This window comes from Paenibacillus sp. SEL1 (assembly GCF_054602535.1).
The window spans coordinates 5,556,761-5,580,213 of sequence record NZ_CM137723.1 but is presented as its reverse complement, the minus strand read 5'-3'; the positions used below and the strand labels follow the sequence as shown (position 1 = coordinate 5,580,213).

Below are 23,453 nucleotides of genomic sequence, written 5' to 3'. Positions count from 1 at the left end.
GCACAAAAATATAATAACGGGCAGCCATCCTACGCACAACCGACGGAAACGGACTATCTGACCGGGAGGGAATTGGGGAGAATGGAACAAGCACACTGGCACCAATTAAGCAATGAACAGCTTTCAACAAGTCTGGAAGTCGACCCGAAGCAGGGTCTTTCGGAGGAACAGCTTGCGGAACGAAGAGAAAGGTCAGGATGGAATGAGCTGAGCGAGGGGAAGCGAGTTTCGGCAATCTTGCTGCTGCTCAATCAGTTCAAGGATTTTATGATGCTTGTATTGATGGGAGCGACCCTGATATCCGGACTGCTTGGCGAATATTTGGACGCGATTACCATTATTGCTATTGTTGTACTGAATGGAATTCTCGGCTTTGTACAAGAATTCAGAGCTGAGCGTTCATTGCGAGCTTTGAGACAACTGTCGGCCCCAACCGCCAAAGTGTTGCGGGGCGGCAAACGAATTCAAGTTCAGGCCAGAGAACTGGTGCCGGGTGATATTGTGCTGCTGGAAAGTGGTGATCGCATTCCCGCAGATGTAAGGTGGTTGAGTACGAACGGCTGTGATGTAGAGGAGTCCGCCCTGACAGGTGAATCAGTTCCGGTGAGTAAGCATTGCCGCCCTATTCATGCCGCCGAAGTACCACTCGGGGATCAAAAAAACATCGGTTTTATGGGCACGATGATGACCAGAGGAACCGCACAAGGAATGGTTATACGTACAGGTATGAGTACCGAAATGGGTAAGATCGCAGACTTGATTGAAAATACGGAGTCGCAGGAGACACCGTTGCAGCACAGATTGGAGCAATTGGGCAAAATTTTGATTATCGTAGCGTTGGCGCTAACGGTGCTCGTTGTCGTAGCAGGCATTTTACATGGACAGCCAGCCATGAGCATGTTCTTGGCTGGAGTGAGCTTGGCTGTGGCGGCTATACCGGAAGGGTTGCCAGCTATTGTGACGATTGCGCTCGCATTGGGTGTGCAGCGTATGATTAAACGAAAGGCGATTGTGCGTAAGCTGCCTTCTGTTGAAACGCTCGGCTGTGCATCTGTCATTTGTTCCGACAAAACGGGTACCCTGACCCAAAATAAAATGACAGTCACCAAGCTATGGCTGGACGGTCGTTTCTGGGGAGTTACGGGAGAGGGCTATGACCCACACGGGCATATTATGGATAGAGACCTTCCTGCCGATCTTAAAAACGGACAATCTCTGCGTAGACTGTTGCAAGCCAGTGTGCTTTGCAACAATGCGGAAATTGTTCAAGCCGATACAGAGGAGCTACGTTCGAAAAAGAAAACCAAAGAGCCGACGCCGTCCGCCGTTTGGGAGCTGAAGGGTGATCCGACGGAAGGAGCGCTGATCACGTTAGCTGCCAAGGGCGGAGTCACGCGACAAGGGCTATATGAGCTGTACACAAGGGAGCGAGAATTTCCCTTTGACTCGGATCGGAAGCGAATGTCGGTACTCGTACGCCACCAGGGAGGACACATTGTCTTTGCCAAAGGTGCCCCGGATGTACTGCTGGGTCAGTGTTCCTACATTTTATGGGAAGGAAATGTCGTTCCATTAACGGGTACGTTGCGCCAAAAGGTACTGGCGGCTAACGAAGGAATGGCCTCGGAGGCGCTACGTGTACTTGGTGTCGCTTACCGCGATATTCGCTCGCATGAGCGTGTCTCCACGGTTGAGGAGGCTGAAGCACAGCTGATCTTTATTGGGCTGACAGGCATGATTGATCCGCCACGTCGTGAGGTTCGCGAAGCCATTGGCAAGTGCCGTCGTGCTGGCATTCGCACTGTGATGATTACCGGAGATCACGGTACAACTGCAGAGGCCATTGCACAGCAGCTTGGCATTCTTCAGCGCGGATCCCATGTGTTGACAGGACAGGAATTGTCTGCGATGGATGATGCGGCGCTGGACAAAGCCGTTGATACCGTCTCTGTGTATGCACGAGTTTCGCCGGAGCACAAGCTACGGATCGTTAAATCGCTGCAAAGACGCGGACATGTCGTAGCCATGACCGGAGATGGTGTCAATGACGCTCCAGCGATAAAGGCGTCGGACATCGGTATTGCCATGGGCATTACGGGGACGGACGTGACCAAAGAAGCGGCTGCGCTTGTTCTGAGTGATGATAATTTCTCAACCATTGTAGCCGCAATTGAGGAAGGACGGAATATTTACGAGAATATCCGTAAATTTATCCGTTATCTACTCGCCTCCAATGTTGGTGAGATTTTGACGATGTTCTTTGCCATGATGGCCGGGCTGCCATTACCTTTGTTACCGATCCAGATTTTATGGGTGAATCTGGTGACAGATGGCCTACCAGCGATGGCTCTGGGGGTGGACCAGCCAGAAAAGGATCTCATGGAGCACAAACCTCGTGGCGCAAAGGAAAATATTTTTGCTCGTCGATTAGGCTGGAAAATCATTAGTCGTGGCTTGTTGATTGGTTTATGTACGCTAGCGGCCTTCTGGCTGACATTACGTATTGCACCGGATGACGCAGGACAATTGATCAAAGCACAGTCTGTTGCCTTTGCTACGCTAGTCTTGGCACAGTTAATTCATGTATTTGATTGCCGCAGTTCCCGTTCTATTTTCCATCGTAATCCGTTTCAAAATAGTTATCTCGTGCTTGCCGTGCTCTCCTCCGTAGTGCTAATGCTGGTGGTTATGTACGTGCCTGTGCTGCAACCTATTTTCAAAACGGTACCGCTTGGATTGCGTGAGTGGGCGCTATCCATTGTGGCAGCCGGGATTCCTACGTTTCTTATGGGAGCGGGAAGTGTATGGGGCGGTCGACGCAACCGTCGTCGCGGCGGAAATACACACTTTTCAGCAGGACGTACGAAGTTTTCAGCCTAGTAATCGGGTCATGCATACCGCATCGCTTTCCCACTATTGCCCTGTATGATATCATGGGATCAAAGCTTCATGAGGAACATGATATCATCAGCAACGGCGGAGGTAAGCTATGGAATTCACAAAAATGAACGGTCTAGGTAATGATTTTATCGTTTGGTTTGGGCATCAGGATTTGCCGTCTGACGCCTCGGAATTAGCTGTTCGGCTATGTGATCGACATTTTGGTGTTGGCGCCGATGGGTTGGTATATATATTGCCGTCAGAAAAAGCGGATTTCTGCATGCGCATCATTAACTCGGACGGCTCGGAGGCCGAGCAATGTGGTAATGCTATCCGTTGTGCTGCCAAATACGTATATGACCGTAAACATATCAACCGTGAACAGATTACGATCGAGACCCTGGGCGCAGGTGTGCAGCAGGTGGAACTAACTGTAGAGAACGGACTTGTTTGTATGGTGAAGGTAGATATGGGAGAGCCGATTCTTGAGGGTTTGAAAATTCCAACTACACTAGAGCGGACTAGCGTAATTAACGAGCCTATTGAAGCTGGAGGAAGTGGTTTTCGCTTTACGGCTGTATCTATGGGGAATCCGCACTGTGTCATTTATGTGGAGGATGCGCCAAGCTTTGATCTGGAAGCCTGGGGGCCGAAGCTGGAATGCCATCCGTTGTTCCCTAAAAAAACAAATGTTGAGTTCGCCACGGTACGTAGCCGGAAGCATATAGATATGAGAGTATGGGAGAGGGGAGCCGGACCAACGCTAGCTTGTGGAACCGGAGCCTGTGCTACGCTTGTTGCTTCTGTACTAAACGGATACAGCGACCGTCACGCCATTGTAAGTCTAAAGGGCGGCGATCTGGATATCGAATGGAACGAGGAAGATAATCACATATATATGACGGGCCCGGCTGAGATCGTGTACGAAGGTCGTCTGTTCTGAATCATGTGAATTATAAAGATAGCGTGTAACTGGCCTATGAATCGTATAGAAGTGAGTGAAAAGAAGACCTTAGAGGTCTTCTCAGAGTGTCGAGAAAGTCCAGAGGACTTTTCGACACTTCTATTTTTATATGGGGAGACGCATCTTTTAAAACAAAAATCGATTTAAAACGATCTGAGGACCCTAGTTTTTAGACCACTAAGACAGTTTTAAACCCCCTGCAAAAAAACAGGGGGTTTCTCGACAATCTGAGAAGACCTTAGAGGTCTTCTTTTTTTGGACTTACATGCCCCTGTATACAAGGAATACGATGAAGAAGGCAATATTCTGTCTTTTTTTGGCGCCTGAACGATGTATAATATAGAAAATGAAAAAACAATAAGGAGGCCGTTCATAGTGCGGAAATTTCGTTGGATTTCAGCAGTTGCAGTCCTCATATTTGTAGCCACCGCGCTTCCGGTTCAGGCGGCGACCATTCCTGCTGCCGCGGAAACGACGGACAAGCAGGTTGGCTCGCTAACTCCGACAGTGGTAAGCCGTTTAGAAAAAGCGGTGCAAGAACTCATTGGTTCAAAGACAGCATTTCAATTTGACGATGTGACAGATATGGGGAAAACCTGGATTGTAGAGGGCGAACTGGAAGACGGAACTGCTACGTTGCAGACAGAATATAATAAAGAAAAAAACAGAGTGGATTCTACAACCATACGATATAAAATAAGCAGCTTGGGAAAGGCGATGAACGCACCACTCAAGACGAAAGTGCTAAACAGCGCCAAAGCGTTTGACAGCAAGCGTCCTCTGCAATTTGAAGCATTTTGGCGGGTCAAATCCCCTTATCAGTCCAACAAGCCTTCAAATTACTGGGTGTTTTGGGGTGCAGGAGAACAAGCTTCCTCGTTGTATGTGGATGTGGATCGAGGTAACGCTATTACCATCAACGCAGACTATGCCCTGAAGCAGGTGGACCCTGTGTTACTGAACCGTGCAATGAACACATTTAAGTGTGTGAGTGGACAGCGAATCAAGGTACAGCACGCTTCACGGTACAAGGACGAGACGAAGGGACTTTCATACTGGTCGTTTGAGGATGCAAACGAGGCGAGTGAGGTCAAAATTAGCGCGGTAACCGGTAAAGTGCTGGCCGTATCCACCTATGGGGTAGACTGGAACGATGACGCAGATTTCAAAAAAACATTTGCAAGCCCGAAATATACTGCTTCAGAAGCTTTGAAGCTAGTCAAGCCCAAGGCTCAGATGTTGTTTAATATCAATTTGACCGGCTATAAAGTGAAAGTTCAAGGGAATCAATATACGTTCTCCAAGCAGCAAAAGGGAACGGATTCTATTGTGGCTAAAGTGAATAAAAAAGGGACTTTTTACACTTACTCTCTCCATTCTTCCGATGGGAAAATGTAGTAGAAAATAGAAAAGATAAATTAAGCCGCTTTACTCCTGATATCATATTGTCGGGGAGTGGGGCGGCTTTTTTTGTTTTTGGCTTATGTTTGTAGTCTCTTTATGTTACATTAGTATGAAAATAAAGAGCGGGGTGGAGCAGAGGACATGAAACCGGATTTGCGTACTGTGCTGAATCGTGAAATTATTGTCGGAGACGGCGCAATGGGGACTTTTTTATACCAGCTAGGATTTCCAGTAAATACGTCTTTCGAAGAACTGAACATCACTTCGCCTGACGTTATATCAGACGTGCATGGTCAATATTTAAGTGCAGGAGCTCGATTGCTGGAGACTAATACATTTTCTGCAAATGATTATAAGTTAGCCCGGTTTGGACTGGAATCTAAGGTAGAAGAGATCAATCGTGCCGGTGTGAGAATTGCCAGAGCTGCGGCCGGACCTGAACATTATGTGGTAGGTGCGGTGGGTTCCATATGTGGGGGCAAACGGCTTAACATATCCAAGCTGGAGCTGGCAAGAAACTATGAGCAGCAAATTGATGCCCTTCTCTCCGAAGGGGTCGACGGCATTTTGTGCGAAACGTTTTATTCACTGGATGAAATACGCATTGCGCTTCACAGTGTACGTAAATACAGTGACATTCCGGTAATTTGTCAGTTTGCAGTTGATCAGGTTGGTCGTACCCAGGATGGTTTTTTAGTTGCGGAAGCTTTTTCGGTGCTGCGTAATGAGGGGGCAGACATCCTTGGATTTAACTGTCACTCGGGTCCGCAGGGAATTATGAGTGTAATGGAACAGCTGGATGGCCCTTTGTCTGTACCGCTGTCCGTATATCCGAATGCGGGACTAGCAGATTATGTGGACGGTCACTATGTATACGGTGCATCACCTGAATATTTTGGAGAATGTGCCAAGTCCTTTGTAGACCTGGGGACGAGGCTGCTCGGTGGTTGCTGCGGAACTACACCGGACCATATTGCAGCTATCTCCAAAGCCTTGAACCGTTTGCAACCGCCTCCGCTGGCTTCAAAAGAAGCTTTGTCGAAAGAGTCCTTTCAAGTGGCAGAGCAGATTGCAGATGAAGAGGAACGAGGAAATGGCAGACATACCAGCGAGCCCAATATTGTGGATCTGGTTAAGGAACGTCATACAGTCATTGTAGAACTGGATCCTCCGCGCGATCTGGACATTACAAGGTTTATGCAAGGTGCTCATGCATTGAAGAAAGCAGGGGCCGACGCGCTTACACTAGCTGACAACTCGCTTGCAGTCACTCGCATGAGCAACATGGCGCTTGGACATTTGGTCAGTATTGAAACAGGCTTGCGCCCATTAATTCATATAGCATGTCGTGATCGTAATCTGATTGGTACTCAATCCCACATGATGGGTTTTGACGCGCTCGGTATTGACCATGTACTGGCGGTTACTGGAGATCCGGCGCGGTTCGGTGATTTGCCAGGCGCCAGTTCGGTGTATGATATGACCTCTTTTGAAATCATACGCATGATCAAGCAATTAAATGATGGTGTCGCATTTTCCGGTAAGCCACTGAAGCAGAAAGCTAATTTTGTGGTAGGTGCCGCATTTAATCCTAATGTCAAGCATTTGGGTAAAGCCGTACAGCGGTTGGAGAAGAAGATTGCCTCCGGAGCCGATTATGTTATGACTCAGCCCGTATACGACCACGAGTTGATTGCAGCCATCGCGGAAGCGACACGACATTTGGAAGTACCGATTTTTATCGGTATTATGCCGCTGGCTAGTGGGCGCAATGCAGAATACTTGCACAATGAAGTACCAGGGATTCAGTTATCCGATGAGGTACGTGCACGTATGTCTGGTCTTGAGGGTCCGGAAGGACGAGCAATGGGCGTGTCTATTGCCAAGGAGTTACTCGATACGGCAATGGAACATTTTAATGGAATCTATTTTATGACTCCATTTATGTTCTATGAAATGACAGCTGAACTGACTTCTTACGTATGGCAAAAATCAGGCCGTGCACAGGCCCCCTTGTTTCGACTATAATAATCAATTACAATAGTATAATGGATGTGATGCCGATGTCATTGAGTATGACCGGATACGGTCAAGCCATCCTTCATTATGAGGGCTATAAAGTGCGCTTGGAATTGAAATCGGTGAATCACCGCTATTGCGAAGTGATGATGAGAATTCCGCGCGAATGGACTCGATACGAAGATGGCTTGAGAAGAACGGTTCAACAGCAGATTAAACGCGGTCGTATCGATGTCTTCATCCACAGGGAACGCGATGAAGAACAGATGCCCGCCGCGCGGTTGAATGACACTGTGGTGCAGGCTTACCTGCATGCAGCGGAGCAGCTGGCGGATCGTTATGGAGTGAAAGGAGCGTTAGGGATAAGCGATATTCTTGCTTTGCCTGACGTTCTGGGAGAGCCTGGAGAGGCTTGCCATGGAGATGAAGAGGACTGGGAAGAGCAACTACAGCGGGCTTTGAATGAAGCTTTGCAAGGTTTAATGGAGATGAGAAGACGAGAAGGCGGGCATTTGGCGCAAGATGTGGAATCCCGTATTTTACGTCTGGAATCTCTGCATCATGAAATGACGGTGCTGGCTCCTCATGTTGTGAGCGACTACCGTAACAGGCTGAAACACAGGCTTAAAGAGCTTCAGGACGGTTCATTTACGCTTGATGAACATAAGTTCGGAATGGAGATTGCGTTATTCGCGGATCGCAGCAATATTGACGAGGAACTTACCCGGCTTCAAAGTCACTTTGGACAGTGCAAGGGATTGCTGCTGTCAGACGAGCCGGCCGGTCGCAAATTAGATTTTTTAATCCAGGAAATGAACAGGGAAGTCAACACGATCGGCTCCAAGGCTAATCATCTCACATTGGTTAATTTGGTCGTTGAGATGAAAGCAGAGCTCGAGAAAATTCGTGAGCAGGCTGCAAATATTGAGTAGCTACCTGGTAGCGGCACGGCTGCAAGAGTCACATGTATAGGGGGAAAGACCTGAATATGGCAATCAAATTGATCAATATTGGTTTCGGCAATATCGTGTCGGCCAACCGAATTATCTCCATCGTCAGTCCGGAGTCTGCTCCGATCAAGCGGATTATACAGGAAGCCAGGGACCGTCATATGCTAATTGATGCTACCTATGGCCGCCGGACGCGGGCTGTTATTATTACAGACAGTGATCATGTAATCCTGTCTGCGGTGCAGCCGGAGACGGTCGCTCATCGCCTATCCACTAAAGATGATGACAATGACGAATAAAAATGGAGTGTACTATGGCTAAGGGATTATTATTTGTAATATCCGGACCTTCGGGTGTCGGTAAAGGGACGGTAGGCAACGCATTGCGTGACAAGCTACCAGAGATAACATACTCCGTTTCTGCTACAACTCGAACACCTCGTTCAGGCGAACAGGATGGAGTGACCTATTTTTTTAAAACGCGTGAAGAATTTTTGGGTATGATTGAACGAGATGAAATGCTGGAGTATGCTGAGTATGTAGGGAACTATTATGGTACTCCACGTGATTTTGTAGATCAGACCCTTGCGCAGGGAAAAGATATTTTTCTGGAGATTGAAGTTCAGGGAGCGCTAAAGGTTAAAGAAAAATTTCCAGAAGGCATATTCATTTTTCTGCTTCCGCCTTCGCTAGACGAATTAAAGGATAGAATCCGGGGACGGGGCACAGAAACTCAAGCGACCATAGACCACCGTATGTCGGTAGCTGTGGATGAAATGAATTTGTTGCGTCACTATGATTATGCGGTCGTCAATGATGAGATTGATTTCGCTTGTAAACGAATAGAATCCATTATTATCGCCGAACATTGTAAGGTTCATCCTTAAACGAGGGCTTTACATATGCCAAGCGTACTTAAAGAGAAATAATACTGTATAAGCTGAGCTTGAAGGTGTACACTGGAGTTCAGCTTATACAGTCCCAAAACTACATGAAGAGGTGTCTATTCGTGCTGTATCCTTCCATTGATGAAATGATGAAAAAGGCAGATAGTAAGTATTCGTTGGTTGTAGCGGCTTCACGTCGTGCCAGACAGTTGCGCGAGGGTGAAAAGACGACTCTCAAGAATCCTAAATCCCACAAACAGGTTGGAGTGGCGTTGGAAGAGATTTACGCGGATCATCTGCGTCTTGAAAGCGGCGAAGACGAGTAAGAATTATACACAACTATTATAACCGGGCGCAATGCCAATTCCTTTGACAACCGCAAGGTTGTTATTTTTTTAGGTCAGGGGGAGTTAACGATGTTGAAGGGAAAAGTTATTATTCTTGGTATAACTGGCGGAATTGCTGCTTACAAAGGGGCAGCGCTGTGTAGTAGGTTGACGCAAAAGGGCGCCGATGTTCATGTGATTATGACGGCCTCTGCCAAGGAGTTTATTACCGAACTTACGCTGCAATCGCTCTCTCGTAATCCGGTGTACAGTGACACATTTGATGAAAGAGAGCCATCAGTCGTATCCCATATTCATCTGGCGGATGCGGCTGATTTGGTGCTTGTTGCTCCTGCAACTGCGAATATTATTGGGAAAATGGCGCATGGTCTTGCTGATGATATGTTGTCTACAACGTTGTTGGCTACAACAGCGCCTATTATGGTGGCACCTGCGATGAATGTACATATGTACACTCATCCCGCAGTCATGCAAAATATGGAGACGCTTGTATCACGTGGCGTGAAGATGATTGAGCCTGGTGAAGGATTACTGGCTTGCGGTTACGTTGGCAAAGGACGTCTGGAAGAGCCGGACACAATTGTGCAAACCATAGAGCGTTTTTTTGATCAGCAAGCTCAGGAACAAAAAACCACCATCAAGTCTGAACCACGATGGTTTGGTGACGCATCTATGGAAGCTCAAATGCCTGAGTCACTTGTGAATGAGAATGAATCGGTGCTTTCAGGCAAAAAAGTCATTGTAACGGCTGGAGGCACGATCGAGCGAATTGATCCAGTACGTTATATCACAAATGATTCATCTGGCAAAATGGGCTTTGCCATTGCAAAAGTGGCTCAGGAGATGGGTGCAGAGGTGCACTTGATTGCTGCCAATACCAGCGCGGAACCGCCTACTGGTATTATGCTTGAAAGAGTCCAGTCAGCTGAAGACATGTACGACGCTGTATTAAAGCAATGGGAAACGAGCGATATGGTCGTTATGGCTGCTGCAGTTGCAGATTATCGACCACGTGAGATTGCACAGACCAAGATCAAGAAAAAAGATAGTGTATTTACGCTAGAGCTAGTGAAGAACGTCGATATTTTAGAATCACTCGGACGGAGTAAGAAACATCAATTTTTAATTGGCTTTGCAGCTGAAACCGAACATTTGGAGACGTATGCGATAGATAAATTAGAACGTAAAAATTGTGATTTGATCGCGGCAAACGATGTAACTGTGAATGGTGCTGGTTTTGGCGTCGATACGAATGCTGTTCAAATTTATGACCGAAGCGGGATCGTAGAGCGTATTCCTGTACAGTCAAAGGAAGAAGTCGCGCGTAAGTTGCTTACTATAGCCGCGGGACGCATGGGTGGGGTGCTGCATTAATGGAGACGGGCAATTTAGTTGCCAAGGTCATTGTCGATGTACCTGCCAAGGATACGGACCGCACCTTCGATTATCTGATACCAGACTCAATGAGACCTTGGATTGAGCCGGGTAGTCGGGTAGCTGTGCCATTTGGCAAACGGACGGTGCAGGCTTTTGTCATCTCGGTAGTCCCAGCTGATGATCCACCGAAATACAGAATGAGAGCGATCCAGGAACTGCTGGATTTGGTACCACCCTTATCTGCCGACCTAGTCGAACTGGGTAAATGGATGAGCGAACGTTATGCTTGTAATCAAATTATGGCACTGCAAGTGATGATTCCTACCGCGCTCAAGGGCAAAGCAGAACGTTATATCTCAATTGCGGAACAGCATGAGTTAACGCATCCACAACGTACTTTACAACCGAATCAGGGCGATGAACTCGAATGGGCACTTCTGACCGACGATGGTATGAGTGATCCGACGGAGCGTCGGATTGTAAGCTTCATTCAGGAGAAGGAGCAAGTCCCATTGCAGCAACTCAGTCGACGTTTCCCTGAGGAAGCGGAGGTTATTAAATCCCTGTTACGCCGGGGTGTGCTTCAGGAAAGTCAAGTTATTAAAGACAAACTTGGCAAAAAGACCATGAAATCCGTTGATCTGGCTATTGGCATAGACGAGGCATCAACGGCGCTGGAGCAATTTTCTGCCAAAGCGCAGCGTCAGCGGGAGGTACTTGCTTTTTTGCTGGAACGTAGCGAGTTTCTGCCTCTGTCGCTGAAGGAAGTCATGACCTCACTGAGTGTCTCGGCTGCAACGGTTAAGGCGCTGGAAGATAAGGGCTATGTGTTGCTGGAGGATGTCGAAGTGTTCCGCGACCCCTATCGGGGCAGACACTTCAAGCCTACAGAGCCACTCCCTCTCACAGCAGAGCAGCAGTCGGTATATGAACGGATTATTCGCCAGCTGGACACACGTGAGCAAGGAGCTTATTTGTTGCATGGAGTCACAGGGAGCGGTAAGACGGAAATCTATCTACAAACGATTCAGCGTTGTATCGAGCAGAATCGGCAGGCCATTGTGCTGGTACCTGAAATATCGTTAACCCCACAAATGGTTGAGCGTTTTAAAGGCCGGTTTGGCGATCAGGTAGCAGTGATGCACAGTAGGTTGTCCGGGGGGGAACGGTACGATGAGTGGCGCAAAATACGCGAAGGCCGTGTGAAAGTGGCGATTGGTGCTCGCTCGGCAGTATTTGCGCCTTTTCGTGAGTTAGGTCTTATTATTATGGATGAGGAGCACGAAACGTCCTATAAGCAGGAAGAGACACCTAAATATCATGCGCGTGATGTCGCCATTCGCAGAGCCCATCAGCATGGGGCTGTTGTTATTCTCGGCTCGGCTACACCGTCGCTGGAAAGCTATTATGCGGCTCGCTCACAAAGCAACGACGAGTTTGCGCCGTTGCTGCTTGAAATGCCAACTCGCGCATTGGGGAACACGTTACCTGAAGTACATATCATGGATATGCGTGAGGAGCTGCGTGCTGGCAACCGCTCTATGTTCAGCCGTGCGTTGCATAATGGAATTGCAGAGCGGTTGGAGCGTAAGGAGCAGACGGTACTACTGTTGAATCGGCGTGGGCACTCCACGTTCGTCATGTGCCGTAGCTGTGGCTATGTCGCGGGTTGTCCGCATTGTGATATTTCGCTTACGTATCATCAGCGGTCGAACAATTTACGTTGCCATTACTGTGGCTATTCCGAGCCCGTGCCTCAGACTTGCCCTGAGTGCGGTAGTGAGCATATTCGCTATTTCGGTACAGGTACCCAGCGAGTGGAAGAAGAGCTGGCGAAGCTATTCCCCGGTATACGTGTTGTTCGAATGGATGTTGATACAACAACAGAAAAAAATGCCCACGAAAAGCTCCTCAAGCAATTTCGTGATAAAAAAGCGGACGTGCTGCTCGGTACTCAAATGGTTGCCAAAGGCCTGGACTTTCCCGATGTGACACTGGTTGGTGTCATTACTGCGGATTCGGCTCTCAATTTACCGGATTTTCGGGCCGCGGAAAAGACTTTTCAACTGTTAACACAAGTAGCTGGACGTGCTGGGAGACATCAATTGCCAGGGGAAGTATTTGTACAATCCTATACTCCAGAGCATTATTCGGTGATTCACGCAAGTCGCCATGATTATGCTTCTTTTGTGAGGGAAGAATTGAAACACCGCCGCAATTTGCACTATCCACCATATTGTCGTCTTATTTTGGTGACCTTTTCTCATGAACAACTCCCGGTGCTGGTCCGACTGGCTGAGAATTATTCAGCAACACTACAGGGACGGGCCAGACAACGGGGCTGGTTCGGGAATATGGATCGTCTTACATCGGATGTACTCGACATTTTGGGACCAGTAGCTTCACCCATTTCGAGAATCAAGAATAGATACCGATTTCAATGTATGATAAAATGGCGTGGAAATATCGATGCGATTAGTTTGGCTCAGCAAGTAGCTGATGAAATGGCCGAATCCGCACAGGCACAAAAGTTGCTGATTAGTCTGGATGTTGATCCGCAAATGCTTATGTAGAGTGTTGCCACAAAAGTTATTAGCACAATTAATGCGGACAAGCCGTCCGTACATAGGATAATGTAGCAGTCGCGTTTGTGATGAATACAGTTAGGCCTAAATGAAGCATAAAGAGGAAGGTGTTCTGTTGTCATGTCAATTAGAATTATAGTGTTGGAGCCGGATGACGTATTGCACAAAGTAGCAAAGGAAGTCACTAAAATTACGCCTAACGTGCAAAAGCTGCTCGACGATATGGCAGATACGATGTATGAAGCGGAGGGAGTAGGTCTTGCTGCTCCGCAAGTAGGTATTTTGAAGCGTCTCATCGTTGTAGATGCTGGAGATGAGCATGGTTTGATTAAAATGATCAATCCAGAGATCGTGGCCGAAGAAGGGGAGGAATTGGGTCCTGAAGGCTGCCTGAGTATACCAGGGTTGAACGGGGATGTGCGTCGTGCCGAGAAGGTTACAGTCAAGGGAATGGACCGCGAGGGTAAAACCATTACCGTTACAGCGACAGGGTTGCTTTCTCGTGCTTTTCAGCATGAAATTGACCATTTAAATGGAATTTTGTTCACGGATATTGCAGAAAAAGTATATGAGGTTGCGCTGGAACAGCCAGGACCGAACCGTCAGATAGGAGAGTGAGGTTCGATGAGTCAAGACATTCGTATTATCTTTATGGGTACGCCTGAGTTTGCAGTGCCATCGCTGAACATGTTACTGGATAACGGTTATAACGTGGTTGGTGTGATTACACAGCCCGATAAGCCACAGGGACGAAAAAAAATATTGATGCCTACACCAGTCAAGGAAGCGGCAGAAAAACGCGGATTACCTGTACTGCAACCGACCCGCCTGCGCCAGCCAGAAGCGGTGGCTCAGGTGGCAGAGCTGCGTCCTGATCTGATCGTAACCGCAGCCTATGGGCAAATTTTGCCTAAGTCCGTACTAGACCTGCCTCGGTTCGGCTGTCTGAATGTGCATGGTTCGTTACTTCCCCGTTATCGGGGAGGTGCACCGATCCAGCGTGCGATTATTAATGGTGAAACTGTGACGGGTGTGACGCTGATGTATATGGCGGAAGGACTGGACACTGGCGATATGATATCGCGAGTTGAGGTTGCTATAGAGCCGGAGGATACCTCTGGTACTATTTTTGAGAAGCTAAGCGTAGCTGGAGCAAAGCTTTTGCAGGACGAGCTGCCTAAGTTGCTGGCAGGCCAATCAGACCGTACGCCGCAAAACGAGGACGAGGCAACTTATGCCCCGAACCTGAACCGCGAGGATGAGCGTATTTCGTGGAGTGACAATGCTCAGCAGATATACAACCGGATTCGCGGCCTGGTTCCTTTTTCCGGTGCGTTTACGCTTTGGGAGGAAAATGTTTTTAAAATTTGGGCTGCTGAGCAGCCTTTCATAAACAGTGAAGTGAGTGGCTCAAATGTTCCAGCACCCGGAACGGTTCTTCAATTGACTGCTCGTGGCATTGAGGTGCAGACAGGCGAAGGAACTCTTTGGCTGACTCAGGTTCAACCGGCTGGCAAAAAGGTTATGGATGCCGGAACCTTTGCACGCGGCGGACAGATGAAGCCAGGCACGGTGCTCGGATGAGCGGGAGTCACTCCCGCCAGGGAGGCCAAGGCAAGGGAGTGGGTGTCAGATCCGGCAAGACTCGCAATCAGACGGCGCGGGAAGTTGCACTTGATGTGTTGACCGGTGTGGAGCAAGAGGGTGCATATAGCAATCTTGAGCTAAATCGTCGGCTTCAACAGGCAGGTTTATCTGCAAGTGACGCTGGTTTGGCGACGGAACTTGTATATGGTACAATCGCACGCCGAAATACACTAGATTATTTCCTGAATAAATTTGTTCAAAAAGGAACGGCCAAGCTTCAGGCTTGGGTACGTTCGTTGCTGCGGATGAGTGTGTATCAGATGGTGTATCTGGATCGAGTTCCGGATCATGCAGTCGTTAGTGAAGCGGTGACCATTGCCAAACGTCGTGGGCATCAGGGGATTTCCGGTATGGTCAACGGCGTGCTACGCAGCATGTTGCGTGAGCCGGACAAGCTGCGTATTCCTGATGATTTGTCACCAGAGGAACGGATTTCATTAGAACATTCCCATCCACAGTGGCTGGTTAAGCGCTGGATTAAGCAATACGGTGCAGATACTGCTGAGGCTATCTGTCAGGCTAATAATGAGCCCCCTGCGGTCAGCGTACGGGTGAATACGACAATGACCAGCCGTGATCAGCTGCTGGACGAGATGCGCTCAAAAGGGCTTGATGCCGTTCCTTCCGCAGTTAGTCCCTATGGGATTGTTGTTCGTAGCGGTGGAAATATGGCGCTTACCTCGTGGTATACGGACGGCTTGCTGTCCGTACAGGATGAAAGCTCCATGCTCGTTGCCGAAGCAGTCGCTCCTGAGCCGGGCATGCTGGTACTGGATTGCTGTGCCGCTCCAGGTGGAAAAACAGCTCATATGGCCGAGCTGATGAAGGATCAAGGCCGGATCGTTGCGAATGATCTGCATGCCCATAAGCATCAATTAATCCGTGAACAGGCTAATCGACTTGGCCTGGATGCTGTGGAAACAGTCACTGGTGATGCGCTAGAACTGAAAGAACGCTATGCTCCAGCTTTTTTTGACCGTATTTTACTGGATGCGCCATGCTCTGGCTTTGGAGTAATTCGTCGTAAACCGGACCTGCGTTGGAGCAAAACTGCGCAGGATGTTCGCGACATTACACAGCTTCAGCATGAGCTGCTGGATAGTGTGGCGGGACTGTTGAAGCCAGGTGGTATTCTGGTATACAGCACATGCACGATTGAACCGGACGAAAATGAAGGACAATTGACTCAGTTTTTAAGCGAACATCCAGAGTATGAATTGGCAGAGGGTCATTCCTTCCCGGACGTGAGCCGCGAAAAGGATAGTATTCAGGGAGGCTCGGTACAGCTGTTACCGCAGCATTTCCACAGCGACGGGTTTTATATCGCGCGCCTGCGTCGGGTGAAATAGCGCGGAAGAGAATTCCAAGCAGCTGCCCACCAGTATTTCCACATTCCGCCGGAACATTTCCGGCGGTTTTTTGCATGAAGATGAAAAATTTTTACCCCTCCAGGGATTTGTGCTAAAATAGGAAGAATGAAAAATACGATCTACGATCAAACAGAACTTAATGAAGAAGGAACGGGTGCAAACATTGATGAAACCTTTTATATATGATTTAACTCTGGAGGAGCTTCAGGACTGGGCCAAGAACAATGGCGAGCCTGCTTTTCGTGGCGGACAAATTTTTGACTGGCTGTATGTGAAGCGGGTCAATGATTTCAGCGAGATGACGAATTTGTCCAAGGCGCTGAGAGAGAAGCTTGAGGAGCAATTTAGTTTTGTGACGCTTAGTGAAATTACAAAGTTGGAATCAAAGGACGGTACAGTAAAATTCTTGTTCGGTTTGCACGATGATCATGCTATTGAAACGGTCATTATGAGACACAATTACGGAAACAGTATTTGTGTAACGACGCAAGTGGGATGCCGGATTGGTTGCACTTTCTGCGCATCGACGCTCGGAGGCCTCAAACGGAACCTGACAGCTGGTGAAATTACTGCACAGGTAGTACAGGCTCAGAAAATTTTGGATAAAACGAATGAACGAGTGAGCAGCATCGTGATTATGGGCTCGGGCGAACCTTTTGAAAACTATGAAGCGACCATGACGTTTTTACGTACAATGGTTCATGAAAAAGGTCTGAACATTGGTCAACGTCATATCACGGTGTCGACTAGCGGTATTGTACCGAATATTTATAAATTTGCCGACGAGGATACCCAGATTAATCTGGCAATATCCATTCATGCGCCTAATGATGCGCTTCGTTCGAAGCTGATGCCTGTAAATCGGCGTTATCCCTTTAAAGATGTTATGGATTCTCTACGTTACTATCTTGCTAAGACGGGGCGGAGAATTTCGTTTGAATATGCCCTGATTGGCGGGGTAAACGATCAGGCAGAACATGCTGAAGAGCTAGCGGATGTGTTAAAGGACATGCTGTGTCACGTCAATTTGATTCCAGTCAACCATGTGCCTGAGCGCAAGTATGTGCGCACATCGCGTAGCGATATTTTTAATTTTCAACGTATACTTGCCGAAAAAGGCGTCAATGTGACGATCCGGCGTGAACAGGGTCACGATATTGCCGCTGCCTGTGGTCAGTTGCGTGCAAAGCATATGGAGTTGGGGTGAAACCATTTGATCAAAACAGTTCATGTCAGCCATGTCGGACGTGTACGTTCGGTGAATGAGGATTCTGCCTGGATCAGGCACTTAGAGCAAGGCTATATTCTTGGGATTGTTGCCGATGGTATGGGGGGGCATTTGGCCGGTGATACGGCCAGCCGCCTTGCGGTAGAGACACTTGCCGCTGATTTGGCGACGCTGGAGAGCGGATTATCCGCACATTCTTTGACGGCGGCGCTCAGCGACGCTATTTTGCATGCCAATGAAGTCATCTTCCAGACGGCTGCACGCGACGAAAAGTATCATAATATGGGAACGACAGTTGTTGCGGTTTTACTAAACGACGCATCCGGAATTATCGGACATATCGGTGACAGTCGCGCCTATGTCGTGTCTAAAGGAGCGGTACGTCAGCTTACAGAAGACCATACTTTGGTTAATGAGCTGTTCAAAAACGGTCAGATCAGTAAGGAAGAACGGGAGAACCATCCCCGTCGCAATGTGCTGACTCGGGCGCTGGGCACTGATTCTGAGGTGAAAGTGGATATTGACTCCATTGCGCTGGAAAAAGGCGATGTACTGTTACTGTGTAGCGACGGATTAAGCAATCTGGTAACGGAAGAACAAATCAGTAAAGTAGTAGGTGCCGCAGAGAATCCTTTGGAGGAGCGTGCGGATCGTCTGCTACATCTGGCGCTGCTTGCCGGAGGAGACGATAACATTACTGTGGCTTTGTTTGAATTGCCCGATGACACGGTTTCATTGAGTGAAAAGGGGTGTGACGCATGATCGGGCACCTGCTAGGGGGAAGATACGAAATTATTGAGCGCATCGGTGGCGGCGGTATGGCGCTGGTGTATAAGGCTCAAGACATTTTGCTGAATCGCAATGTTGCAGTTAAAGTGTTGCGCCAGCAATTTGTTCATGATGAGGAATTTATTCGCCGGTTTCGGCGTGAGGCGCAGTCTGCGGCCTCGCTTTCGCATTCGAATGTGGTCAGTATTTATGATGTCGGCCAAGAGGATGAAATCCATTATATTGTAATGGAGTGCATCGAAGGTAAAAATTTGAATGAGATTATTAAAGAACGTGCGCCATTGCAAGTGGATGAAGCAGTACGGATTGCATCCCAGATTTGTGATGCGCTGGAGCATGCCCATCAAAATCAGATTATTCACCGAGACATTAAGCCTCATAATATATTAATTGGACGTAATGGACGGGTTAAGGTAACCGATTTTGGGATTGCTAGAGCCGTTACGTCAACGACCATTACCCAGACGGGTTCTGTTGTAGGTTCTGTTCATTATTTTTCACCTGAGCATGCAAAGGGTGTCGTCACCGGCGAAAAATCGGACTTATATTCTTTAGGTATTGTCTTATATCAAATGCTGACGGCGCAGCTCCCTTTCCTCGGAGAAAGTCCAATTAGTGTAGCGCTCAAGCATTTGCAAGAGGAATTTGAGGAACCGCGTAAAATTAATCCGTTGATTCCGCAAAGTGTGGAAAATGTCATTCTAAAATCCATGCGCAAAAATCCAGAAGAGCGTTATCAATCGGCAGACGAGATGCTAAAAGATTTGGAAACCTGTTTGCTGCCGGGACGGCGTAATGAATCCAAGCTGGAGTTTACACATTTGGATGATGAGGATCAAACACGGGTTATTCCGGCTATTAAGCCTCAACAATTAGGGATGTCTTCTAGCGGGGATGATGTACCTGCTCAACCGCGTGAGTCTGAACAGCTTCCGAGCAAGCAATCGTCCAAGAAAAATAAAAAAAAAGCGATTTTGTGGGTAACACTAGTGTTGGTGTTACTTCTGTGCATGGGCGGAGTGGTGTACTATGTGCAAAGTGTACTGGTCGTGCCTGAGGTAAAAGTACCAGGTGTATTGACACAAACAGAAGACCAAGCGAAGGTTAATCTCAGTAAAGCGGGGCTACTCATTGAGGAGCCAATCCAGCATGAATACAAAGAAGGAATCGCGCCTGGAGTTGTATTTTATCAAAGCTATCCTGCAGATTCTTTAGTCAAGGAAGGAACCAAGATTAGTCTGAAAGTCGGGATTGCCAAGCCGCTCAGCCCGATGCCTGATGTCAAAGGCCAAAGCTACGAGAATGCTGTTAAGCTGCTGACCGCCCAGCAAATTAAGGAGACGCAGATTCAGCAAAATGAGCAGTTCAGTGATCAGGCCGCAGGGACCGTCCTTAGTCAGACACCCGCTGCAAATGAACCATTTGATAAGGATTCAGTCCAGGTTGTGCTTACAGTCAGCAAGGGAGCTGACACTGTAAAAATGCCAAGTCTCGTAGGGAAGACGCAGAGTCAAGCGGAAAATGAGGTCAAAAAGGCAGGACTGAAGGTTGGCTCGATTAAAGAAGAATTTAGCTATGAGCAGGAAAAAGGAAGAGTAACCAAACAATGGCCGTCAGAGGCAGGCAGTGAGCTGCCACCAAATACGGAAATTACGATTTATGTAAGTACTGGTTACCCGCCAGAAGCGATTACGCTGGCATTTAATGTGCCTGTTGCGCCCAAGGAAGAGGGGAAAAACAGCAAAATTCGTATCACTTATACGGATGCACGTGGAGAAAATCAGGAATGGGGAAGCCGTACGATTAATACGACACAGGTGTTCACTATCAACCTGCTAATGGCTCCGAACAAAGACAGTGTTGTCTCAGTATTTAGAGATGGCGACTTTATTGATACGTATCCAGTCTCATATATTGAGGCGAAAAATGGAACGGTGACGATGCCCCAAATTGCTCCGCCTGCCGGAACTTCACCAACGGATACACCTGATGGTACTTCCTCGCAGAATGGAAGTGGAAACGGCGAGGAAGGTGATAGCGGGGGAGCTTCTAATGATAGTGGTAATAGTGGAGGAGACTTGAACAATCAGGAGGGCACGGGAAGTAATGGTGACCCTTCCGCCTTTGTTCCTGGAACGAATTCCACGGGGGGGACGCGCAGTGAGTTGGCGGTTAGTTATAAAAACAACCCAGGCCACGCTTCCCACAAAAAGAAGGAAAAAGTGATTGAGGCTGTTCAGCATCAGTAAACTTGCAATAGGAAGATGCTCAACCTGCTATACGCAATGAAACTTGAACATTATGAAGGAGGACATCTTACACATGCCTGAAGGTCTGATCGTCAAGGCGCTTAGCGGATATTATTATGTCTCCAGCCTGGATCAGGATGGGCGTCCGGTATCTGGCGAAGCTACGGTACAATGCAGAGCACGCGGCATTTTTAAGAAAAAAGAGATTACGCCTCTTGTTGGTGATCGGGTCGTTTACGAACTGACTGAAAACGGGGAAGGTATGGTCAAGGAGATTAGAAAGCGTACGACGGAGCTAATACGTCCTCCGGTAGCCAATACCACGCTTGCCGTGCTGCTGTTTTCATTGCGTGAGCCGGATTTAAACCTGCCTTTACTGGACAAATTTTTAGTCCATATTGAGCACGCCGGGCTGGATACGATTATCTGTCTGACTAAGCGCGATTTGTATGAAGGCAGCCCTTCAGAGGATGACACCGTGCTGGCCGTTCAGGAAATATACCAGAAGATCGGTTATGAAGTGCTGGTAACCAGTGCCCGTACCGGAGAAGGGACGGCTGAGCTTAAGAAGCTATTGGCTGGTCAAATCAGCGTGTTTTCCGGGCAATCAGGTGTAGGAAAGTCTTCCATGCTTAATGCTCTAGAACCTGGGTTAACGCTGGAGACGAGCGCCATAAGCAATAAGCTGGGCCGAGGAAAACATACGACTCGTCATGTGGAGCTGATTCCTCTAGACAACGGAGGATTTGTAGCAGATACACCGGGGTTTAGCCAGCTGGATTTTCTGGAGCTGGGTGTGGATGAGCTATCTCCCTGTTTTCGTGAATTCCAGCAGTATGCGGAAGGATGTAAATTTCGGGGTTGTACCCATATTCACGAGCCTGGTTGTAAAGTAAGAGAGGCCCTGGAAGAAGGACATATTTCACAGGGACGGTATGATAGCTATTTGCAGTTCTATCAGGAATTAAAAGAAAAAAAGCGGAGGTACTGAGTATATGTTAAAAATAGCACCGTCGATTTTATCCGCTGATTTTGCTCGCTTGGGCAGTGAAGTTGCGGAAGCTGAGGCAGGAGGGGCAGACTGGATTCATGTGGACGTAATGGATGGACATTTTGTATCTAATATTACACTGGGCCCACCTATCGTTCAGGCTATTCGTCCGCACACGACTCTTCCCTTGGATGTTCATCTGATGATTGAGCATCCTGAACGCTATATTGGCGATTTCGTAAAAGCAGGAGCCGATATCATCACTGTTCATGCTGAGGCCTGTGTTCATTTGCATGGTGTCCTTCACTTGATCAAGCAGCAAGGCGCTCTGGCTGGAGTGGCTCTCAATCCAGGTACTTCACCATATGCGATCAAGGAAGTGCTGCCAAATGTGGATATGATTCTGGTAATGACGGTCAATCCTGGCTTTGGAGGTCAGTCCTTCATTCCAGAGACGTTAAATAAAATCAGACAAATCCGTGCTTGGTTGAACGAATTGGGTCGTCCAGACGTACATATCGAGGTAGACGGAGGTATTGCGGAGGAGACGGCACCAGCCGTATTTGAAGCGGGGGCTGACGTGCTGGTGGCTGGTAGTGCGGTATTCGGCAGAGCAGACCGCGCAGCGGCTATTGCTGCGATTCGGGACAGTGCAGCACGTTTGTCCAAGTGAAGCTGACCGAAGCATTGTGGATGACTGTAGCGAGCATGGCGACGGGGTTGACCCTTAGCTGCTTCTCGCTAGTGAAGGCTCCTTGGAATGCCGTTCTTTCACTATTGGCTGTTCTAATTGTCCTGTTTTATTTTCGAAAAAATGAACGGCGTGGTTTACGAATAGGTTTTGTGGTGTGCAGCGTACTTTATTATATCCTGTTTATTTTCATACTCTCAGCATATCTCTATGTTCGCGGACTTGTCTGATGGTATAGCCTGGGATGGTTGTGCATAAATATGGTTACATGAGCGGGATTCTCATGTAGCCTTTTTTTGTGGGGCAACAACCCTTGATAGGTTGCATAAACTACAGAGAACGGATGCAGGAGGATGATGGGGAGGGTGAGGCATGAAGTTTTACACAATCAAGCTGCCAAAATTTCTGGGTGGATTCGTTAAAGCCATTTTGAATACATTCCAGAAAAACTGAATTCAGCGTAATGTAAACACAGGATGTAGGATGAAAGCTAGTGGTACACAGGGCACGCTTCCCGGGCATAACAGAAGGTAGCTCGGTAGTAAAAGATTGGAACGCACGGGAAGGTGCCTGACATTTTGTGTTCCTGAACCAGATGGATATTACTTTTCGAATAACCAAAAAAGCACCCGTTTAAAACGAGGTGCCTTTTGTTTATAACGATATTTTTTTACGACTACACGCGAGTCACTTTACCGGCTTTCAATGCACGAGTGCTGACATAAACGCGTTTCGGTTTACCGTTAACGAGAATGCGAACTTTTTGTACGTTGACGCCCCAAGTACGGCGATTACGGTTGTTAGCGTGAGATACGTGGTTACCGCTGCCAGGCTTTTTGCCTGTTACAGAACATTTACGAGACATGATTCCACCTCCTATTCTGAAAATAACCAAATTCCATATGGAACGGGTCTCTCTTCAGGCCGACTGGGTCAGCCGGACTTTGTAAGTCACTAACCTGAACAAAACAATACTTAAATATAATATCATAGTCAAAAAAGCTCCGTCAACTGATTCAAAAACTTTATTTATTTCTCTTTCGCATTATAGTACAATATGGGATAGTTATTGCTGC

At 47.9% G+C, this 23,453-nt stretch carries 20 protein-coding genes; 19 read left to right on the top strand and 1 reads right to left on the bottom strand.

What is annotated here, in order from left to right:
- The first annotated feature begins 81 nt into the window (after positions 1–81).
- From ACYCSE_RS25610 to spoVM, 19 genes are all read left to right on the top strand, one after another.
- Positions 82–2,880, top strand: coding sequence for a calcium-translocating P-type ATPase, SERCA-type (locus ACYCSE_RS25610; protein ID WP_254325341.1), 2,799 nt, complete (start codon positions 82–84; stop codon positions 2,878–2,880).
- 109 nt (positions 2,881–2,989) lie between these two features.
- Entirely contained in the window at positions 2,990–3,823 is an 834-nt protein-coding gene (gene dapF, locus ACYCSE_RS25605; RefSeq protein WP_348620019.1) for a diaminopimelate epimerase, read from the top strand.
- Positions 3,824–4,219: 396 nt separating this feature from the next.
- Entirely contained in the window at positions 4,220–5,242 is a 1,023-nt protein-coding gene (locus ACYCSE_RS25600) for a hypothetical protein (protein ID WP_459700572.1), read from the top strand.
- Positions 5,243–5,389: 147 nt separating this feature from the next.
- Positions 5,390–7,276 carry a bifunctional homocysteine S-methyltransferase/methylenetetrahydrofolate reductase gene (locus ACYCSE_RS25595; protein ID WP_348620017.1) on the top strand — a complete coding sequence of 629 codons (1,887 nt, stop codon included), beginning with the start codon at positions 5,390–5,392 and terminating at the stop codon, positions 7,274–7,276.
- 35 nt (positions 7,277–7,311) lie between these two features.
- Positions 7,312–8,199, top strand: a complete 888-nt coding sequence (locus ACYCSE_RS25590) for a YicC/YloC family endoribonuclease (RefSeq protein WP_459700569.1) — start codon at positions 7,312–7,314, stop codon at positions 8,197–8,199.
- Positions 8,200–8,255: 56 nt separating this feature from the next.
- The gene (remA, locus tag ACYCSE_RS25585; RefSeq protein ID WP_005548256.1) at positions 8,256–8,516 is read left to right on the top strand and encodes an extracellular matrix/biofilm regulator RemA; all 261 of its coding nucleotides are present in this window, start codon (positions 8,256–8,258) and stop codon (positions 8,514–8,516) included.
- A 14-nt stretch (positions 8,517–8,530) separates the two neighbouring features.
- Entirely contained in the window at positions 8,531–9,103 is a 573-nt protein-coding gene (gmk, locus tag ACYCSE_RS25580) for a guanylate kinase (protein ID WP_013310894.1), read from the top strand.
- A 122-nt stretch (positions 9,104–9,225) separates the two neighbouring features.
- Entirely contained in the window at positions 9,226–9,429 is a 204-nt protein-coding gene (gene rpoZ, locus ACYCSE_RS25575) for a DNA-directed RNA polymerase subunit omega (RefSeq protein ID WP_013310893.1), read from the top strand.
- A gap of 90 nt (positions 9,430–9,519) precedes the next feature.
- Positions 9,520–10,824, top strand: coding sequence for a bifunctional phosphopantothenoylcysteine decarboxylase/phosphopantothenate--cysteine ligase CoaBC (coaBC, locus tag ACYCSE_RS25570; RefSeq protein WP_061829022.1), 1,305 nt, complete (start codon positions 9,520–9,522; stop codon positions 10,822–10,824).
- Positions 10,824–13,400 carry a primosomal protein N' gene (gene priA / locus ACYCSE_RS25565; protein ID WP_459700563.1) on the top strand — a complete coding sequence of 859 codons (2,577 nt, stop codon included), beginning with the start codon at positions 10,824–10,826 and terminating at the stop codon, positions 13,398–13,400. Before coaBC ends, priA begins: the two co-directional genes overlap by 1 nt.
- Before the next feature lie 132 nt (positions 13,401–13,532).
- On the top strand, positions 13,533–14,030 hold the full coding sequence (gene def, locus ACYCSE_RS25560; protein WP_452567113.1) for a peptide deformylase: 498 nt from the start codon (positions 13,533–13,535) through the stop codon (positions 14,028–14,030).
- Positions 14,031–14,036: 6 nt separating this feature from the next.
- Entirely contained in the window at positions 14,037–14,996 is a 960-nt protein-coding gene (gene fmt / locus ACYCSE_RS25555; protein ID WP_452567112.1) for a methionyl-tRNA formyltransferase, read from the top strand.
- On the top strand, positions 14,993–16,408 hold the full coding sequence (gene rsmB / locus ACYCSE_RS25550) for a 16S rRNA (cytosine(967)-C(5))-methyltransferase RsmB (protein ID WP_459700560.1): 1,416 nt from the start codon (positions 14,993–14,995) through the stop codon (positions 16,406–16,408). Before fmt ends, rsmB begins: the two co-directional genes overlap by 4 nt.
- A gap of 187 nt (positions 16,409–16,595) precedes the next feature.
- Positions 16,596–17,636 carry a dual-specificity RNA methyltransferase RlmN gene (gene rlmN, locus ACYCSE_RS25545; protein WP_013310887.1) on the top strand — a complete coding sequence of 347 codons (1,041 nt, stop codon included), beginning with the start codon at positions 16,596–16,598 and terminating at the stop codon, positions 17,634–17,636.
- A 6-nt stretch (positions 17,637–17,642) separates the two neighbouring features.
- On the top strand, positions 17,643–18,419 hold the full coding sequence (locus ACYCSE_RS25540) for a Stp1/IreP family PP2C-type Ser/Thr phosphatase (protein WP_452567110.1): 777 nt from the start codon (positions 17,643–17,645) through the stop codon (positions 18,417–18,419).
- Entirely contained in the window at positions 18,416–20,695 is a 2,280-nt protein-coding gene (gene pknB, locus ACYCSE_RS25535) for a Stk1 family PASTA domain-containing Ser/Thr kinase (RefSeq protein WP_452567109.1), read from the top strand. The genes ACYCSE_RS25540 and pknB overlap by 4 nt, the downstream gene beginning before the upstream one ends.
- A 73-nt stretch (positions 20,696–20,768) precedes the next feature.
- Positions 20,769–21,686, top strand: coding sequence for a ribosome small subunit-dependent GTPase A (gene rsgA, locus ACYCSE_RS25530; RefSeq protein WP_348620009.1), 918 nt, complete (start codon positions 20,769–20,771; stop codon positions 21,684–21,686).
- 4 nt (positions 21,687–21,690) lie between these two features.
- Positions 21,691–22,359: a ribulose-phosphate 3-epimerase gene (gene rpe / locus ACYCSE_RS25525; protein ID WP_061829029.1), complete on the top strand. Its 669-nt coding sequence runs from the start codon at positions 21,691–21,693 to the stop codon at positions 22,357–22,359.
- Between the two features lie 390 nt (positions 22,360–22,749).
- Positions 22,750–22,830 carry a stage V sporulation protein SpoVM gene (spoVM, locus tag ACYCSE_RS25520; RefSeq protein ID WP_010345573.1) on the top strand — a complete coding sequence of 27 codons (81 nt, stop codon included), beginning with the start codon at positions 22,750–22,752 and terminating at the stop codon, positions 22,828–22,830.
- A gap of 223 nt (positions 22,831–23,053) precedes the next feature.
- Here spoVM and rpmB read toward each other — a convergent pair whose 3' ends face one another.
- The gene (rpmB, locus tag ACYCSE_RS25515; protein WP_013310881.1) at positions 23,054–23,242 is read right to left on the bottom strand and encodes a 50S ribosomal protein L28; all 189 of its coding nucleotides are present in this window, start codon (positions 23,240–23,242) and stop codon (positions 23,054–23,056) included.
- Positions 23,243–23,453: the final 211 nt, after the last annotated feature.

Coding starts and splice junctions, on each gene's coding strand:
- pknB (WP_452567109.1), top strand. CDS start 18,416: ATGATCGGGCACCTGCTAGGGGGAAGATACGAAATTATTGAGCGCATC.
- ACYCSE_RS25595 (WP_348620017.1), top strand. CDS start 5,390: ATGAAACCGGATTTGCGTACTGTGCTGAATCGTGAAATTATTGTCGGA.
- ACYCSE_RS25590 (WP_459700569.1), top strand. CDS start 7,312: ATGTCATTGAGTATGACCGGATACGGTCAAGCCATCCTTCATTATGAG.
- gmk (WP_013310894.1), top strand. CDS start 8,531: ATGGCTAAGGGATTATTATTTGTAATATCCGGACCTTCGGGTGTCGGT.
- def (WP_452567113.1), top strand. CDS start 13,533: ATGTCAATTAGAATTATAGTGTTGGAGCCGGATGACGTATTGCACAAA.
- coaBC (WP_061829022.1), top strand. CDS start 9,520: ATGTTGAAGGGAAAAGTTATTATTCTTGGTATAACTGGCGGAATTGCT.
- spoVM (WP_010345573.1), top strand. CDS start 22,750: ATGAAGTTTTACACAATCAAGCTGCCAAAATTTCTGGGTGGATTCGTT.
- dapF (WP_348620019.1), top strand. CDS start 2,990: ATGGAATTCACAAAAATGAACGGTCTAGGTAATGATTTTATCGTTTGG.
- rlmN (WP_013310887.1), top strand. CDS start 16,596: ATGAAACCTTTTATATATGATTTAACTCTGGAGGAGCTTCAGGACTGG.
- remA (WP_005548256.1), top strand. CDS start 8,256: ATGGCAATCAAATTGATCAATATTGGTTTCGGCAATATCGTGTCGGCC.
- rsgA (WP_348620009.1), top strand. CDS start 20,769: ATGCCTGAAGGTCTGATCGTCAAGGCGCTTAGCGGATATTATTATGTC.
- fmt (WP_452567112.1), top strand. CDS start 14,037: ATGAGTCAAGACATTCGTATTATCTTTATGGGTACGCCTGAGTTTGCA.
- rpe (WP_061829029.1), top strand. CDS start 21,691: ATGTTAAAAATAGCACCGTCGATTTTATCCGCTGATTTTGCTCGCTTG.
- rpmB (WP_013310881.1), bottom strand. CDS start 23,242: ATGTCTCGTAAATGTTCTGTAACAGGCAAAAAGCCTGGCAGCGGTAAC.
- rsmB (WP_459700560.1), top strand. CDS start 14,993: ATGAGCGGGAGTCACTCCCGCCAGGGAGGCCAAGGCAAGGGAGTGGGT.
- priA (WP_459700563.1), top strand. CDS start 10,824: ATGGAGACGGGCAATTTAGTTGCCAAGGTCATTGTCGATGTACCTGCC.
- ACYCSE_RS25610 (WP_254325341.1), top strand. CDS start 82: ATGGAACAAGCACACTGGCACCAATTAAGCAATGAACAGCTTTCAACA.